13 protein-coding genes are annotated in these 16,947 nt (G+C 45.5%); 9 read left to right on the forward strand and 4 right to left on the reverse strand.

Features of this window, described 5'->3' with window-relative positions; all coding sequences use genetic code 11:
• The first annotated feature begins 1 nt into the window (after nt 1).
• The 6 genes from AC3CID_RS05045 to cyoE all read left to right on the forward strand — a co-directional run bounded on the left by AC3CID_RS05045 (nt 2) and on the right by cyoE (nt 8,660).
• The gene (locus tag AC3CID_RS05045) at nt 2-3,112 is read left to right on the forward strand and encodes an efflux RND transporter permease subunit (protein WP_488527027.1); all 3,111 of its coding nucleotides are present in this window, start codon (nt 2-4) and stop codon (nt 3,110-3,112) included.
• A 759-nt stretch (nt 3,113-3,871) separates the two neighbouring features.
• On the forward strand, nt 3,872-4,768 hold the full coding sequence (cyoA, locus tag AC3CID_RS05050; RefSeq protein ID WP_077680639.1) for a ubiquinol oxidase subunit II: 897 nt from the start codon (nt 3,872-3,874) through the stop codon (nt 4,766-4,768).
• 5 nt (nt 4,769-4,773) lie between these two features.
• Complete coding sequence (gene cyoB, locus AC3CID_RS05055; RefSeq protein WP_065205586.1) at nt 4,774-6,861, forward strand: cytochrome o ubiquinol oxidase subunit I; 2,088 nt, start codon at nt 4,774-4,776, stop codon at nt 6,859-6,861.
• Nucleotides 6,851-7,468, forward strand: coding sequence for a cytochrome o ubiquinol oxidase subunit III (gene cyoC / locus AC3CID_RS05060; protein ID WP_065205585.1), 618 nt, complete (start codon nt 6,851-6,853; stop codon nt 7,466-7,468). The genes cyoB and cyoC overlap by 11 nt, the downstream gene beginning before the upstream one ends.
• The gene (cyoD, locus tag AC3CID_RS05065) at nt 7,468-7,779 is read left to right on the forward strand and encodes a cytochrome o ubiquinol oxidase subunit IV (RefSeq protein WP_016786088.1); all 312 of its coding nucleotides are present in this window, start codon (nt 7,468-7,470) and stop codon (nt 7,777-7,779) included. Before cyoC ends, cyoD begins: the two co-directional genes overlap by 1 nt.
• Entirely contained in the window at nt 7,740-8,660 is a 921-nt protein-coding gene (cyoE, locus tag AC3CID_RS05070; protein ID WP_488527028.1) for a heme o synthase, read from the forward strand. Before cyoD ends, cyoE begins: the two co-directional genes overlap by 40 nt.
• A 77-nt stretch (nt 8,661-8,737) precedes the next feature.
• On the opposite strand, the gene AC3CID_RS05075 is transcribed toward cyoE, so the two are convergent.
• From AC3CID_RS05075 to AC3CID_RS05090, 4 genes are all read right to left on the reverse strand, one after another.
• Nucleotides 8,738-9,226: a hypothetical protein gene (locus AC3CID_RS05075; protein WP_054546698.1), complete on the reverse strand. Its 489-nt coding sequence runs from the start codon at nt 9,224-9,226 to the stop codon at nt 8,738-8,740.
• 219 nt (nt 9,227-9,445) lie between these two features.
• The gene (locus tag AC3CID_RS05080; protein WP_488527029.1) at nt 9,446-11,422 is read right to left on the reverse strand and encodes an alkyl sulfatase dimerization domain-containing protein; all 1,977 of its coding nucleotides are present in this window, start codon (nt 11,420-11,422) and stop codon (nt 9,446-9,448) included.
• Between the two features lie 303 nt (nt 11,423-11,725).
• Nucleotides 11,726-12,715, reverse strand: coding sequence for an efflux RND transporter periplasmic adaptor subunit (locus tag AC3CID_RS05085; protein WP_054546696.1), 990 nt, complete (start codon nt 12,713-12,715; stop codon nt 11,726-11,728).
• A complete protein-coding gene (locus AC3CID_RS05090) occupies nt 12,715-13,356 on the reverse strand; it encodes a magnesium transporter (protein ID WP_488527030.1) in 642 nt (213 codons plus the stop codon). Before AC3CID_RS05090 ends, AC3CID_RS05085 begins: the two co-directional genes overlap by 1 nt.
• Before the next feature lie 915 nt (nt 13,357-14,271).
• On the opposite strand from AC3CID_RS05090, the gene AC3CID_RS05095 reads away from it, so the two are divergent.
• The 3 genes from AC3CID_RS05095 to AC3CID_RS05105 all read left to right on the forward strand — a co-directional run bounded on the left by AC3CID_RS05095 (nt 14,272) and on the right by AC3CID_RS05105 (nt 16,914).
• Nucleotides 14,272-15,207: a LysR family transcriptional regulator gene (locus tag AC3CID_RS05095; protein WP_054546694.1), complete on the forward strand. Its 936-nt coding sequence runs from the start codon at nt 14,272-14,274 to the stop codon at nt 15,205-15,207.
• 217 nt (nt 15,208-15,424) lie between these two features.
• On the forward strand, nt 15,425-15,802 hold the full coding sequence (gene gloA / locus AC3CID_RS05100; RefSeq protein ID WP_054546693.1) for a lactoylglutathione lyase: 378 nt from the start codon (nt 15,425-15,427) through the stop codon (nt 15,800-15,802).
• 14 nt (nt 15,803-15,816) lie between these two features.
• Nucleotides 15,817-16,914 carry an alkene reductase gene (locus tag AC3CID_RS05105; protein WP_488527031.1) on the forward strand — a complete coding sequence of 366 codons (1,098 nt, stop codon included), beginning with the start codon at nt 15,817-15,819 and terminating at the stop codon, nt 16,912-16,914.
• The last annotated feature ends 33 nt before the right edge of the window (nt 16,915-16,947 follow it).

A 16,947-nucleotide genomic window follows, 5' to 3' on the forward strand; every position in this document is an offset into this window, starting at 1 on the left:
TATGAAAATCATAGAGACTATTTCTAACACTCGATTGCTCATCTTAATGACCGCACTGCTGATGGTGAGTGGTATTTCTGCGTTCATGACTCTGCCTCGTGCAGAAGATCCAGTAATCATCAACCGCTACGCGAACATCACAACCAGCTTCCCCGGCGCCAGTGCCGAGCGTGTTGAAACCTTAGTTACTGAGGTGATCGAGAATAAGCTGCGTGAGCTGAGTGAAGTTAAACTGGTGAGCTCAACCTCAAGGCCGGGCGTGTCTATTGTCACGCTAGAATTGAATGACACCATCACCGAGCCAGAGCCGGTTTGGTCTCAGGCTCGTGACAAGCTGTCTGACATCGAATCCATTTTACCTGCGGGTGCGCATTCTCCCGATCTCGACAGCGACCATACCTACGCATTTACAACCATTGCTTCTCTGACTTGGTCGGGTGCCGGTGAGCCTGACCGATTAACCCTCGGGCGCTATGCCAAAGAACTCGCTAAGCGATTACGAACTTTGTCGGGTACTGAATTCGTAGATGAATACGGAATGCCACAAGAAGAAATCCAGATAAGTCTAAGAACTGCTGATGCCGCAGCGCTTGGGCGTTCGAGTGCTAATATCGCCGAATCGTTAGAAGGGGCAGACGCTAAGAACTCGGCAGGTGAATTGGTCAGTGCTTATTCTCGTTTCGGCTTAGAAATCCAGTCGGAACTTGATTCCATCGAACGTATTAAACAAGTGCCAATAGCCACTGATAGCAATGGTCATATCATCCGCATGGAAGACATTGCCTCGGTAAAGCGGGGTGAGAAAACCCCACAAGACCAGATTGCCATTATTGATGGTGAGCCAGGTGTGATTGTCGCGGCAAGAATGCATCCTGATCTTCGTGTCGATAATTGGACATCACGAGCGAATGCTCTGATTGAGAAATTCCAACAAGAATTGCCCAGCAATATCGATGTCACTGTGTTGTTCAACCAACAAGGTTATACCGAAACCCGCTTAGACGATTTAGGCAAGAGCTTGATGATCGGTTTTGGCTTGATCTTAATTGTGCTGTTCGTCACCTTGGGTGTCCGCGCTGCAATATTGGTGGCGATATCTCTGCCGTTAACTTCATTGCTGACGCTGTCGATCATGAAAATGACCGGTGTGCCAATCAACCAGATGTCGGTGACGGGCTTAATAGTAGCGCTCGGGATCATGGTGGATAACGCGGTGGTGATGGTCGATACCATTCAAGCTTACCGCCTCAAAGGGCAACAGCGAGCCGAAGCAACCATGAATGCGTTGAAACATTTATGGGTGCCGTTGTTGGGTTCCACTTTGACTACCGTTTTGGCATTTGCACCAATCATTTTGATGCCGGGTGCATCGGGTGAATTTGTCGGCGGTATTGCGATTACCGTTTCTTTCTCGTTGATCGGCTCTTACATTATCTCGCACACCTTAATCGCAGGCTTGGCGACCAAGTTATTACCGAAACAACTCAGCGACGTTGATAAGAAAGGCCAGCACCATTGGTATATGACGGGCTTAAGAATTCCTGCTTTAACACGTTGGTTCTCGTCTTCTGTCCGCTTTGGTGTCACGCATCCAATCATCACGATTGCTCTGGTGTTATTGGTACCGTTTACTGGTTATTGGAGTATGTCTCAGCTGACTGAGCAATTCTTCCCGCCATCAGACCGAGACATGTTTGAGATTCAGGTATACATGCCGCCACAAGCGAGTATTTATGCCACCAAAAACACTTCTGAGAAAATTGACGATATCATTCATCGCTATCCAGAAGTGGAACGCATTGATTGGCTAGTGGGCGCTAACTTCCCATCTTTCTATTACAATTTGCAGGCAAGGCAAAATAACGCGCCGTATTTCTCGCAAGCAATGGTGAAAACAGAAAACTTTGACCAAGCCAATGCGTTGATTCCAGAGCTTCAAAAGGTGCTGGATAATGAGGTGCCGGAAGCTCAAATCTTGGTACGAAAGCTTAACCAAGGCCCTCCGTTTACTGCGCCTGTTGAGTTGCGCGTTTATGGTGAAAATCTTGATACGCTGAAAGCGATTGGTGAAGATGTACGCTTGATTCTTGCAGGTGTCCCTCATGTCACGCATACAAGGGAAACATTGCAACCGGGTACGCCTAAGGTTTGGTTGAAGGTCGATGAAGACACCGCAAAACTTAACGGTATTTCACTCAATCAGTTTGCTGGCATGTTGCAAACCACGTTAACTGGTCGTGAAAGTGGTTCGGTAATTGAGGGCAGTGAATCGGTGCCGATTCGTGTTCGTGTCGCGGATGAGGCTCGTGAGGATCTTTCGCACCTGAGTAATATTCGTTTGCCGATCAGTTCAGACGTCTACTCAACCGGTATCAATGTGTCTACCTTAGCCGAGCTTGAACTGACGACGAGTCGCGGAGCGATTACTCGCCGTAACGGGCAACGTGTGAATACCATTGAGGGTTATATTGAGGGTTATATTGAGGCCGGTGTTTTGCCACAAACCGTGCTTAATGAATTCCAAAAACGCTTAGAAAGCTATGAAATTCCCTCTGGTTACACGGTTGGTTTTGGTGGCGAATCCGCTGAACGAGACAATTCAGTCAACAGTCTTATCTCGAATGTCGCAGTCGTGGTGGTATTGATGGTGTTAGTGGTGGTGATGTCGTTCAATTCGTTCCGAATGAGTAGCATCATCTTCATGGTAGCAGGATTGGCTGGTGGCCTAGGGTTGCTGTCGGTGTGGATCTTCGGCTACCCATTTGGTTTTACGGTGATCATCGCCATGCTGGGGATTGCGGGCTTAGCGATTAACGCCGCCATCGTAATTCTGACGGAATTGAAACTCGATGAACAAGCTTCATCAGGCAATGTGGATGCGGTGGTAGAGGCGGTGATGTCGTGTACTCGACACATCAGTTCAACAACGATTACTACGGTTGGGGGCTTTATGCCGTTGATCATCGCGGGCGGTGGTTTTTGGCCTCCGTTTGCGGTCGCGATTGTTGGCGGTACCGTATTAACCACGCTTATCTCGTTCTACTTTGTGCCTGTGGTTTATCACTTGATGACTAAAAATCAGCGTAAGAAAGTCGTGACTCCAACAGCCTAAATCTCTTCTCTGGTAACCCTTACTCCCCTCTGTTGAGGGGAGTAAGGCCCACTTAAAACACATCAAAATACTCATGAAATCGGCTTTTTATCCCCATTTCTGCTCGTTTTCTGCTGCGTATAACTGACATGATTATCATAAAAAGCAGGGTGTTATTTGAATACCTGATGGGTTGCTGTCTGAAGTTATGCCTTTTCTAAATACCTTTAAGATCGTATGTGAATTCATAAATTTGACGGCTATCACACTTTGCTTAATTCGCTCTTTCTAATGTAATCAATCATTGTTGTTTCTACTGCGTGTTTACTTTGATCTCTCCCGTTTCTCTTTAATCCTTTTCCGCACATGGCTCGACTCGTGTGGCACGTTCATGCTGTGCGTCTGAATTGCATCAATTTCCCACATCTTACTTTCATAACTGGAAGGTTAGTTTCCAAGTTTGTTTGGTGAGCTTTCAATTTCAACTCCTCATAATGCGCCAAATGTAACAATGTATTTCAAAGTGTAACAATTAAGTCATATTTTTTGTGTGGTTTTAACCGTGCGGCAATGTTTTGGCTGCGCAGCACTGTCGTTTTAACTTGTCAGTTCAACTGTTCAACGGTCGACTGTTTAACTGTCGACTGTTCAAGATAGTGGCTAATTCCGTTTCGCTTTGAGATGCGTCGTTTCACATGCTCAACACATAAATATTCTAATGACCATGACAACCAGTACTCGGGCGTTCGTTCTGAGACTGGATAACCATCGAGAAAGTTAATGGAAGCTTCAAGATATAAACGCATTTTATCGAGAGCAAATCTGTCGAGGATTGGTTTGGTGGGGACCGTCCTGATGCTCGAAGGATGTAACTCCGCATTGCTCGACCCAAAAGGTAGCGTTGGCGTTCAGGAAAAGGAGCTGATTATTACTGCTCTGTTGCTGATGCTGATTGTCGTCATCCCCGTGATCCTGATGACCATCTACTTTGCTTATAGATACCGTGAAAGTAACACCACAGAAGAGTATGCACCTGACTGGGCGCACTCAACCAAGATTGAAATAGTGGTATGGACGATTCCAATCATCATTATTGCGATTCTGGCCACCATCACTTGGCGAACAACACACGAACTAGAGCCTTCCAAGCCTCTGGAGAGTGACGTTAAGCCTATGGTGATCGAAGTGGTCTCTCTGGACTGGAAGTGGCTGTTCATCTATCCGGAGCAAAACATTGCGACGGTTAACTATGTTGCGTTCCCGAAAGATGTACCGGTGACGTTTAAGCTAACTTCAGACAACATCATGAACGCGTTCTTTATCCCGCGTCTTGGTTCGCAGATCTACGCGATGCCGGGAATGGTGACCAAGCTGAATTTGATCGCGAACCACGAAGGTGACTTCAAAGGTTTTGCATCGAACTACAGTGGTAAAGGGTTCTCTCAAATGAAATTCACCGCATCAGCGATGCCTGATCAAGTGGCGTTTCTAAACTGGGTGGAAAAAGTGAAAGCAAGCCCGGACCGTATTGAAGATTGGGAGCAATTCCGTTCTTTGGCTGCGCCGAGTGTGGCTGAACCTGTGACTCTGTTCTCCAGTATCCCACCATTTTTATTCACTGATGTCGTGACCCAGCACCCTGGTTCAATGAACTGTTTGCCGGAAACCCAAGGATAATCGTCATGTTTGGAAGATTAACTCTAGACTCAATTCCCTACCACGAACCCATTATTTTGTTCACGTTAACCATGATCGCTTTAGTAGGTGGTTTAGTGGTGTATGCGGTAACAAAAGCCGGTAAGTGGCAATACCTTTGGAATGAATGGTTTACTTCTGTAGACCACAAAAAATTGGGCTTCATGTACATTGCGGTCGCGATGGTGATGTTAGTTCGTGGCTTTGCCGATGCCGTCATGATGCGTAGTCAGCAATTGCTTTCTGCAGCGGGTGAGACAGGCTATTTACCGCCACATCACTATGACCAGATCTTCACGGCTCACGGCGTGATCATGATTTTCTTCGTCGCGATGCCTTTGGTTATCGGTTTGATGAACATCATTGTGCCACTGCAAATTGGTGCTCGTGATGTTGCGTTCCCTTACCTCAATAACCTGAGCTTCTGGCTATTTGTGGTGGGTATCATCCTAACCAACATGTCGCTTGGCTTAGGTGAATTTGGCCGTACGGGTTGGTTGGCGTATCCGCCGCTTTCCGGTATTGAGGCAAGTCCGGGAGTCGGAGTCGATTATTGGATATGGGCGCTGCAAATATCCGGTGTGGGTACCACGTTAACGGGTGTGAACTTCTTCGCGACTATTTTGCGCATGCGTACTCCGTCTATGCCAATGATGAAGATGCCAGTATTCACGTGGGCGTCTCTGTGTGCCAACATCCTGATCATCATCTCTTTCCCAATCCTAACGGTAACCATCGCGTTACTGACTTTGGATAGATACATCGGCACGCACTTTTTCACCAATGACCTTGGTGGCAACGTGATGATGTATGTGAACCTGATTTGGGCATGGGGACACCCTGAGGTGTACATCCTAATTTTGCCTATCTTCGGTGTGTTCTCTGAAGTGACTGCAACCTTCTCTCGCAAAAAACTGTTTGGTTATACCTCACTGGTATGGGCAACGGTGGCGATCACTATTTTAGCGTTTGTGGTTTGGCTGCATCACTTCTTCACCATGGGTTCTGGCGCTAACGTGAATGCCTTCTTTGGCATTGCGACCATGATTATCTCTATCCCGACTGGGGTTAAGATCTTCAACTGGCTGTTCACCATGTACAAAGGACGCATCCGCTTTACGACGCCAATGATGTGGACAGTGGGCTTCCTAATCACCTTTACCGTGGGTGGTATGACGGGCGTATTGATGGCAGTACCGGGCGCAGATTTCATTCTGCATAACTCAGTATTCCTGATTGCTCACTTCCACAACGTAATCATCGGTGGTGTTGTCTTCGGTTGTTTTGCTGCGATTGGTTACTGGTTCCCGAAAGCGACCGGTTTCACTCTGAACGAGCTTTGGGGCAAACGCGCATTCTACTGCTGGATCATCGGTTTCTTGATGGCGTTCTTGCCGCTTTACGCTCTGGGCTTTATGGGCATGACGCGTCGTTTGAGCCAAGACATCAACCCTGAGTTCTTCCCTCTACTGGCGGTTGCGGCTGCAGGTACCGGCGTAATTGCGATGGGTGTGGTGTGTCAGTTCGTTCAGATTTACGTGAGTGTTCGTGACCGCGACCAAAACCGAGATCTAACCGGTGACCCATGGGGTGGACGTACATTCGAATGGGCAACGTCTTCACCACCGCCGTTCTACAACTTTGCAAAGTTGCCTAAGGGCGATGAGATCGATTCGTTCTGGTATCAAAAGCAAAGTGGTGAGTTTGACCCAACTCAGGAAGAAGAATACGAACGTATTCACATGCCGAAGAACACACCGACAGGTATCTATGTGTCTGCATGGGCGTTGGCATTTGGCTTCGCGATGATCTGGTACATCTGGTGGTTAGCAGCAGCAAGCTTAGTGGGCATCGTGGTGACGTGTATTCAACACAGCTACAACGACGATGTGGACTACTACGTGGAAGTTGAAGAGATCAAAGCGATTGAAGCGGCTCGACGTGCACAGCTTGAAGAAGCGAAGAAACAGTCAGTGAAAGGCGACAATTCTGGTCGCGGTAACAGCGCTGACAGTGATACTGACACTGATAACAACGAAAAGAAAGATGATTTGGAGACGACGTATGCAAGCTAATACTCCGTCACACACTTATGATCTTGCACACTCGCATGATCATCACCATGAAGCGGCGGGCAACAAGTTGTTTGGCTTCTGGGTTTACTTGATGAGTGACTGTGTCCTGTTTGCCACGCTTTTCGCGACTTATGCCGTGCTTGAGAGTGGATCAATCGCAGGGCCGACAGGCAAAGATATCTTTGAACTGCCGTTCGTGTTTGTCGAAACCATGATGCTGTTGTTCAGTAGTATCACCTTTGGCTTTGGCATGATTGCGATGAAGCGCAAAGACGTTACGGGACTGAAGCGATGGATAAAAGTCACTTTCGTATTGGGTTTAGCCTTTATCTGTATGGAAGTGTATGAGTTCCATCACTTGATTGCAGAAGGCTATGGTCCTCAAGAAAGCGCATTCCTTTCTGCGTTCTTTACCTTGGTTGGCACACACGGTTTGCACGTAACGTTTGGTCTGATTTGGATGGCGGTGGCGTATCACCAGCTTTCAATCAAAGGCTTGAACGACAACATGTCGATGCGTTTCCAGTGCTTAAGCCTGTTCTGGCATTTCCTTGATATCGTTTGGATTTGCGTATTTACCATCGTGTACTTAATGGGGGTGATGTAATGGAACAGCATCTAGACAGCGGTGCAACGGATTATGTGAAAGGCTTTATTGCGTCACTAATTCTGACCATTATTCCGTTCTACATCGTGTGGGCGCATGCGCTTCCAAGCACTGAAACTTACGTGATCTTGTTCGGTTGTGCGCTGGTGCAAATCTTTGTGCACTTTAAGTACTTCTTACATATGGAAGCGAAATCTTCCGATGGGCGTTGGAACTTGGTGTCATTGATGTTTACTGCCATTGTTGTATTGATTCTTATCGCTGGCTCGGTATGGATCATCTACAACATGAACGTCAACATGAAGTTGTAGGCCAAGGTATGCTGAAAAAATATTTGTCTATTACTAAACCGGGCATCATTTTCGGCAACCTGATTTCTGTTGCGGCGGGGTTCTTCCTCGCTGCAAAAACAGAACCAGCCAGTGCGATGTTGTTACTGACGACATTAGCGGGTGTAGGGCTTGTGATTGCATCAGGTTGTGTTGTGAACAACATCTTTGATCGAGACATCGACCAGAAGATGAAGCGCACACAAAATCGAGAATTGGTTCAGGGCAACATCAATACAGACGTCGCGTTCGTCTATGCCTTGGTTTTACTGCTAGCAGGCACAGCGCTGCTGTTTCAGTTCGCTAATCCGATCTCTGCGGTCATGGTGTTGCTTGGCTATGTGTTTTACGTCTTTTTCTACACCATGTGGTACAAGCGTACATCGGTTTACGGCACTTTAGTCGGCAGTATCTCTGGCGCAGTTCCGCCATTGGTAGGTTACTTGGCGGTGACGAATTACATCAGCCTTGAAGCGGTTTTGTTGTTCGCGATGTTCTGTTTATGGCAGATGCCACACTCGTATGCGATTGCGATGTTCCGTATTCAAGACTACCGCGATGCAGGCATTCCTGTGTTACCGGTGAAAGAGGGCGTTGATAAAGCGCACAAGCACATGAAGGCTTATGTGGTGGCGTTTGGCGCGGTTGCTCTGGGGTTATTTTTACTCGGAGAGGCAGGTTATGAATACCTAGCGGTATCGGCAGCGGTTTGCTTTATGTGGACCAAAGTGACATTCCGCAAAGTCGATTGCCTCAACTACATCCAGTGGTCAAAGACAGTGTTTAAGGTATCCCTGTTGGTGGTCATGAGCATCAGTGGTGTGCTGGGACTGGAGTTGATTCCGTTGCCTACGTTTTTTTGATTTAAGTTTGTCGTTGAACCCTCAATGTTCTGAAGTCCGAGGGTTTGACGACTTTTTATCTGTCCCGCTTTAAGCTATTACCCTTCAAAAATATCACTAAGCCAATCTTCAAGCTGCTCTCGTTTATCTTGTGGGCCATTGATGATCACTAAGCCGTTTAGTGTCGCGTGATCCCAAGATATGGTGCCAGTTGCTAGCGCATCGAACACATCGAGTTCCGTAATCAGTAATAGATCTTCCTCGGTAGGCAAAGTATCTCTGCCTGACACATCGACACCCTTCTCAAACTTCACTTGGCTGTAATGACCTTTAATTGCTTCGAATAAGTTGAACTCAATTTTGTTTGGGTGGGGTTTCGCAAGCGCGGCCTTGATGGCAAAGACTCGAAAGTGATCCGGCTTATTGAGATTGTTGAATTCATCGTCTTGTCTGGCTGTAATGACGTTGCCAAACACCTCGAGTGAACCGGGCTCTGTCACTAAACTAAACCCTGTCTCTTGGTGAAGACCGCAGGCAAACGTGAGTGAAGAGGTGAGTGAAAGAATCAGAGCAAATCGTTTTAACATAATGGTTATCGAGACCTATAACAGGGTTAAGAATCTGACGGCAGAAGCCGAACCTGACGATAAAAAGGGACCACAAAGGGTCCCTGTATTTGTTTGTCGTCCATGTGAAGCGGTCAACTTATTGGTTGATAGTGTGTTAGTGATTGTTTACTAACACGCTATCATCGAAGAGCTATCGTCGAAGAGCTATCGCCGAAGAGCGACCGTTCGAGCTCACTATTAGCGAACGATGAGCATGATCTCTTCTGGAGTCATTGCCTTATCGAAGTAGCTCATGAATTGACCGAATCCTTTGATGTCGCCATTCGAGAACTTGAATGCACCAGACTGTAGGTTGGTACCTATCACTTGTTGAGCGTTTGGACCCGCAATCAAGATTTGGTTCAGTACGGCACGAGTGGTGTTGATTTGAACATCTGCGCCTTTCACTGCCTCTTCGTGTAACTGAGCAATGCCGTTACGAATTTCGATAGTGAATGCTTCGTTAGTATCAGAGAAGTTGTACGTTAGCATCATGTTTACGTCTAACGAGTTTTCTGCGATTAGTGTCGACGTCATCATATCGAAGATTTGCTTACTTGGTAGGGCAGTTAGTACGTCTACAGAAGCAAAGCTGATCATGTTAGAGAAATCACGAGTACCTTCTAGTTCAGCTGCAGCATTCAATGCCCAGTTGCGCCAGTTGATGTTCACTTGATCGGCAGACCATGCTTTGTAAGCTTGTGCTTTCAGTAAGCGTGCTTCCATGTCATCTTTGTTTACCGTGATTGGATAAGAAAGAATCTCTGCTGCAAAGGTGTAGTTCTCTGCTTTCATCGCCGCTTTTGCTGTGTCGATGATGTTGTCACGACCGCCCATGATTTCTACGAACGCTTTAGCGCGTTGCTCGTAAGCCATTGGCTCTAGCTGCCATGGATCCGCTTCGAAGAAACCGTTGTAACCTACGTAAATCTGACGCACGGCATGTGCCACAGTGCCGTAGTGCTCACCTAACCAAGGGTGCTCTGCAAGGTGCTTAGGAAGTTTAACCACTTCAACTAGCTCGTCTGGCGTCATACCTTTGTTCATGTAACGGATAGTTTGGTCATGCGTGTATTGAATAGCATCACGATAGGCCGTTAATACGTCAGATACCGCTTCTTTACCTTCAACAGGACGACCGTGAGAGTTAATCATGATCTCAGTGTCGAACTTACGCATTACGTCGATGCCCTTGAACCACATTGATGGGTCACGGAATTTGGTACCACGGATGGTGTGAAGGTTAGGGAAATTCTCACCTTGAAGCACTTCAGCAGCGTGCAGAATTTTCTGGTCTGGGAAGTAAATCACTAGCTCATCTTTGGTTTCAGATGGCACGTTCTCGATGTGCATCTTAACGCCAGCAATTTCAATTTCGATGTGGCTTTGGCTTGGTACCAGCAGGTTTGGTTCAATGAACGAGATTGCACCTTGCATGAAACGTGGACCAAGGCCGTCGTTTACTGTGCCGTGCTCACCTTCTTCTACGTGCTTAGCACCTGTGTAAGAAGTACGATGACCAAATAGAGTACCTAGGTTTGAAGACCAGTTAGCCACTGCTGCGGTTAGGCCTTCTTCAGCGATGATTTTTACTTCGCCTGATGCGACTTCTTCATCAGTCACCCATGCACGCACACCAGAGATGTGGTCGATGTGGTTGTGAGAATAGATGATTGCTTTAACCGGTTTGTCTGTGATTTGACGGAACTGTTCTTTAACCGATTGAGCCATTTCTACCGACTCGCCTGGATCAATAATGATGATGCCGTCCGTACCTTCGATCATGACAGGAGTGTCTAGACCGAAGCCGTAACCAAGATAAATATTGTCATCCACTTTGATGATTGCTTGGTCCATTTTACGACCGTGCTTGGTGAGGATTGGATGAACGTGATCAGATTCTTCTGTGTAAGCCAGAGAGTCGCCCGTTTTCGATACAACTTGGATGCGCTCGCCTTTGCCCCAGAATAGGTTTGACTTGTGTTCGAATAGAACCTCGCTCTTGTAGCGAGCATCAAGGTCAATGTTTTGGTATTGCGCAGCATTTGCTGTCTGAAGTTCTTGGCCTACTTTCGATGTCGCTTCTACAGTTGGAGTTGCAGATGCAAAACTAGAAGCAAATAGAGCGCTCGCAACAGCAACAGGAAGTGCCATTTTTTTGAATGTATTAGTCATGGTAGTGACCTTATTTTGGATACAGGAATTGGATTTCTTGAGCCAAATGATAGAGGTGGGAAAGGTCGCTATCTACGCGCTAATAGGATATCAATATATCGTTTTTTCGATGGTTTATTTATCTAATGATTGTAATGACGATTTATATTGATCTAAATCAATTAGTAAGTGGGGCTTGCAACAGATACAAAAATGCCCTGAAATTCAGGGCATCTAATTTGGAACTAATGGCTGTTATATAAGTGTTTACCGAGAACCTTAATACTTACCGAGAACCTTAATACTTACCGAGAACCTCAGTACTTACCAAGCACCTAAGTATGACTTGTAAGATTGTAGGCGAACCGTTGCTGCGCCGATTACATCAATGAAGCCCCAGAACGGATGTGGTTTCTCAGCAGAAATCCAAGCCGCGCCAGTTGAACCTATAGGGATGTTGTAACCTTCAGGTTCGATGATCTCAAGTACGATAGTACGACCTAAACCATTACCGTTTCTTACCACGTGTTGACCGACGCTTTGTGGTCCCTGAAGCGGAGAAATACTCGACTCACCGGTACCTGCATTAAAACTGTGTACTTTTGCTCGGAACACATGCCCTGGGTAGGCATCAACGAAGAACTCTGCGAAGTCACCTACTTGAACATAGCCATAAGTTTGGTCTGAAATACGCATCTCAAGGAATTTTTTGCTGGTGTTGTAGAGGTGCATGTTACCCATTACAGAACCTTCAGCAATATTCACTATCGAAACCTGACCATCAAATTCAGCCCTAATGGTTTTTTTCTCTTGCGCCCAATTTACTTTTTGTAGGTCGGCTTTTAACGACACAAGTTCAGCGTGCAGCACTCGAAGATCGGAGTCATACTTTTCTACGTCACGCATATTGAAGATTTCAGGTGACGTTTCAGCACGCTCTAAGTCGCGATTCATTTGCTTGATCTCTTCTTCTTTCTGAATAATTGAAGATTCGATCTTTGCTTTGTCGGCGGCAGAGTCAATGTCGACGAGTGTGTAAATTACGTCGCCTTCTTTAACCATTTGGTTGTGCTCAACAAGCACTTGGTCGATCTGCTGGCCAAAGATAGGTGACATCACCGCGTGTGGTGCTTTCACTGTGGTTGAGTTCGTTAAATCAACGGGTGCCCACAAGCGAGAGATAACCGCTAATACCGCAAGGATTGTTACGCCGCCAATGGCAGCCCACGTGTAGTTTTTGAAGTTCTTCTTAAGTGCGCCTGTCGCAAACAGTGACCATACAATTAGGATGTATGGAATCATCATCTCTTTCATTATGCGACCTCTTTTTCTGTAGGGGATGGTTTTGTTGGAGCCTTTTCTTCTGAAGCCTGTTCTTTTGAAGATTGCTCTACTGGAGACTGTTGTGTTTGAGATTGATTTGTTTGAGACGGCTCTGTTGCCGATTGTTCAGGTGATACGTGGACTGCGGCTGCCTCTGAATTGATCGCGTCTTGTTTAGGCTGCACACCACGGCGAATGACATCACTCAGTGATTGACCAATATGTTTCCAGTTCGCTAGCGCGATAACCAAGGCGATAACCCAGAATGTTTTGCTGATGAAGAGCCCGCAAAGTGACAGTGCAAACACGATCTGTACGTGAGCGCTTTTGTGCTCTTTTGCTTTATGTACACCCAGTTCATGCAACTGCCACATGCCGTAAACACCGGCTAATACCACAGCAATGGTCACTGAGAACAAGTAACCAGAGAAGTACTCCATCTGGAAGAAGTTCATCATCATTTCATTGGGATGGTTGTTGAATTGAGACATGTCGATGTCTTTAGAATGGATAGTGCCCAATGGTGCGAGAGCCCATGCACCAGCAAACATCACCGCCATAAACAGGCAGAATTTAATCAAGACCATAGCAACGGCCCAGATCTTCTGGAAAACGATTTTTATAAAGTTCATATCTCAACCTACATCAATAAGAAGAGAGAATTTGCAGCCTAGAAGTCACCTTTAATGACATCTTAAAAAGTAGATGTTTATTATGTGGGTAGATTGGTGCTCATAATAAACAAAAGTAATAGATGACATTTAAAGTGATATTGCTCAGTCCAGACAACCGATTCTCGGTATCAAGAAGCGAATATGCTCCTCTACAAATCAATCTCTATTATTTGTCAGCAGACGTAAATTAGATGGCTATGAGGCGTTCGAATTAATATTCGTGCGGCTTTTCAGCGACTGTCTTTATTACGTGTATTACCTCGGCAATCGAGGGGCTCTTCCATGACAATTGACATACCAAAGTAAAACATTTGTCAGTTTTCTGTTTGGGCTGATAATTGATTTGTTAGCAGGATAATAGGAAGAGTTTTGACCAGTATCTACCCAGAATTACGATTTGATAATATCGTAATTACGATTAGTAGTTATAACTCTAAATCGGTAGGTCGATTTATTTGAAAAGGCTCATATAGACATAGAAAACATTGTTCATTAACTTGGTTTGGATCAAGGAAATGATTAATAAAATCATCAGTAAGTAATTTATTGAAATTGATATTTGTACACATTTTTTACACTAGAAAGAGTGATGGATATGAATGATGAAATATATATGACTGATAATAAGTTTGGTCCGTAAAGGGAGTTATTCACTGAGTATTTGCAAGCTATATTAATGATATGCCAAATGCATGAGTATAGTTGTTAGAAAAGAAGTCTTTGTTGAATGTTGAATTAAAAATATTGTAGCTATTATTGGTCAAATGTATATCCCAATGCGTTGAACAAAGTGTCATGAAAAGCGAGACAATTGTATGTTCTATCGTTTTTACGATAGCATAGTACTTATGGTCGCCTAATGAGTAATGATATATGAGTAACGACATCCCCAACTTCAACCTACTTGCCGTGTTTTCTGCGGTGATGGAGCAGGGCAGTTTAAGTAAGGCCGCGGATCAACTCAGTACCAATCAATCGACCATCAGTACCGCATTAGCACGCCTAAAAAAAGAGATTGGCCAAGAGCTTTTTGTTCGAAAAGGACGTGGTGTTGTGCCCACATCCTATGCCCAAAGTTTGTATGAACAGATCAAAGCGCCGATCAATGAATTGAATGGCGTGTTTCAATCGATGGCTAGCTTTGATGAGCAAGTCTCTGAACGTAAGTTTGTTATTTCTTGTCCCGAACATCTTCAGTGGGTACTACTCGACAGCTTTGCGGCGCTTCCCAATCAAAATTTGTCGCTAGAAGTCTTTGATCAACCAGACAGTGATGATCGCATCTATGAAGATCTTTTGACGCAAGAGTTCGATGCCATGATTGAGATAGTGGTTCCTGAACACCCAAGTATTGCGAGTGAAACCCTGTATCAGGGAGACTTTGCCATCGTGTGCCGTTCGGGGCACCCTCGCATTCAAGGTGAGATCAGCGAAGCGCAGTTCATGAGTGAAAAGCATGCCGTATTAGACAGAACGCGACGTAAAGTTCGTAGCTTGAGTCATTATACTTCTTTGGATTTAACCAAACGTAAAATCGCATTTCACGGACGGTCGCTGTTTAGCAATATTTTGCTGTGTAGTCAGTCGGATTATATCACAGTAGTCCCACTCTCTATGGCTCTGCAGTTCCAAGAGAGGCTCGGCTTACAACTCTTTAAGCCTCCTTTTGATTATGAGCAAATGTCTCACTACCTGATTTGGTTGAAGAAGCAAAATAGCGACCCTGCTCATAAATGGTTCAGAGAACAAGTGATTAATACGTCTGATGCAATGTCAAAAACTCTTAAAGATAGGCGTTTACGGTTTTAGTTAAGAGTCTAACTCTAAGGGAAGCATTGGCTTCCCTTTTTTGTGTCATTGAGTTTGATCTAGCCATAAAATGCATAACAAAAAATTATCACATTGAGAATTTTTGATAATTTCCTTAATTCCTCGCTGAATCGTATTATTTAACTCAGAGATTAGTAGATAACCTCCACTCAAAATAATAACGGCGCTATGCTTGTGGCGCTAATAAGGGCGAAATATGAAATTCCTACACACAATGATCCGAGTTACTGATTTAGACAAGTCTATCGAGTTCTACACCAAGGTATTGGGAATGACGGAACTTGAACGCCATGAAAACAAAGACTACCGCTACACATTGGTTTTTGTTGGCTACGAGCAAGGTGGTACGACGATCGAGCTAACGTACAATTGGGATACGAATGAGTACGAGATGGGCAGCGCGTTTGGTCATCTGGCATTGGGTGTAGACGATATTTACGCAGCATGCGACAAGATCAAATCGCTAGGTGGTAACGTCACTCGCGAAGCGGGTCCAGTGAAAGGTGGTTCAACTCATATCGCTTTTATTACTGACCCAGACGGCTACCAAATCGAACTGATTCAACTAGGTTAATCGAGGATATAACAATGACAAATGCATTATTTCAACCAATTCAACTTGGTAATATCGAGCTTAAAAACCGTATTGTTATGCCACCGATGACGCGTTCTCGCGCAACGCAACCTGGTAATTCAGCAAACGACATGATGGCGGCTTACTACGCTCAACGCGCTTCTGCAGGTTTGATTATCGCTGAAGGCACACAAATTTCACCTATGGGTCAAGGCTACGCTTGGACTCCGGGTATCTATTCTGATGAGCAGATCGCTGGTTGGAAAAAAGTCACCGATGCAGTGCATGAAAAAGAGGGCGTTATCTTCGCTCAACTTTGGCATGTAGGCCGTGTAACACACCCAGATAACATCGGTGGTGAACAGCCAATCTCGTCTTCTGCACTTAAAGCAGAAAACGTAAAAGTATTCATCGATAACGGCACTGATGAGCCGGGTTTTGTGGATGTGGTTGAACCTCGTGAGATGACGAAACAAGACATCAAAGCAGTGGTTGAACAGTATCGCCAAGCGGCTTTGAACGCGATTGAAGCGGGCTTTGATGGTATCGAACTTCACGCAGCGAATGGTTACTTGATCAATCAATTTATCGATTCTGAAGCAAACAACCGCACCGACGAATACGGTGGTTCAATTGAAAACCGTTTACGTTTCCTTGGTGAAGTGGTCGAAGCTATGGTTGAAGCGATTGGTGCTGACCGTGTTGGTGTGCGTCTTGCTCCGTTCACATCGTTGAATGGTACGGTTGACGCTACGCCAGTAGAGACTTACACAGCAGCGGCAGCACTACTTAACCTATACAAAATTGTTTACCTGCACATTGCAGAAGTTGATTGGGACGATGCACCTGAAACGCCAAAAGCATTTAAAGCGGCAGTTCGTGAAGCTTACGATGGTGTCCTAATTTATGCGGGTAAATACGATAGCGAGCGTGGCGAAAAAGCCGTTGCTGAAGGCGTAACTGACATGGTTGGTTTTGGTCGTCCATTTGTTGCTAATCCAGATTTACCTGCTCGTATTCAAAATGGTTACCCACTTGCGGCGCACGATCCAAACACATTGTTTGGTGGTGCGGAAAAGGGTTTAATTGATTACCCAGAATACGCAGGCTAAAAACAGCTGCCTGAAGCAGAGTATTGAGATAGT

This window comes from Vibrio sp. QJM3NY_21, assembly GCF_057785975.1.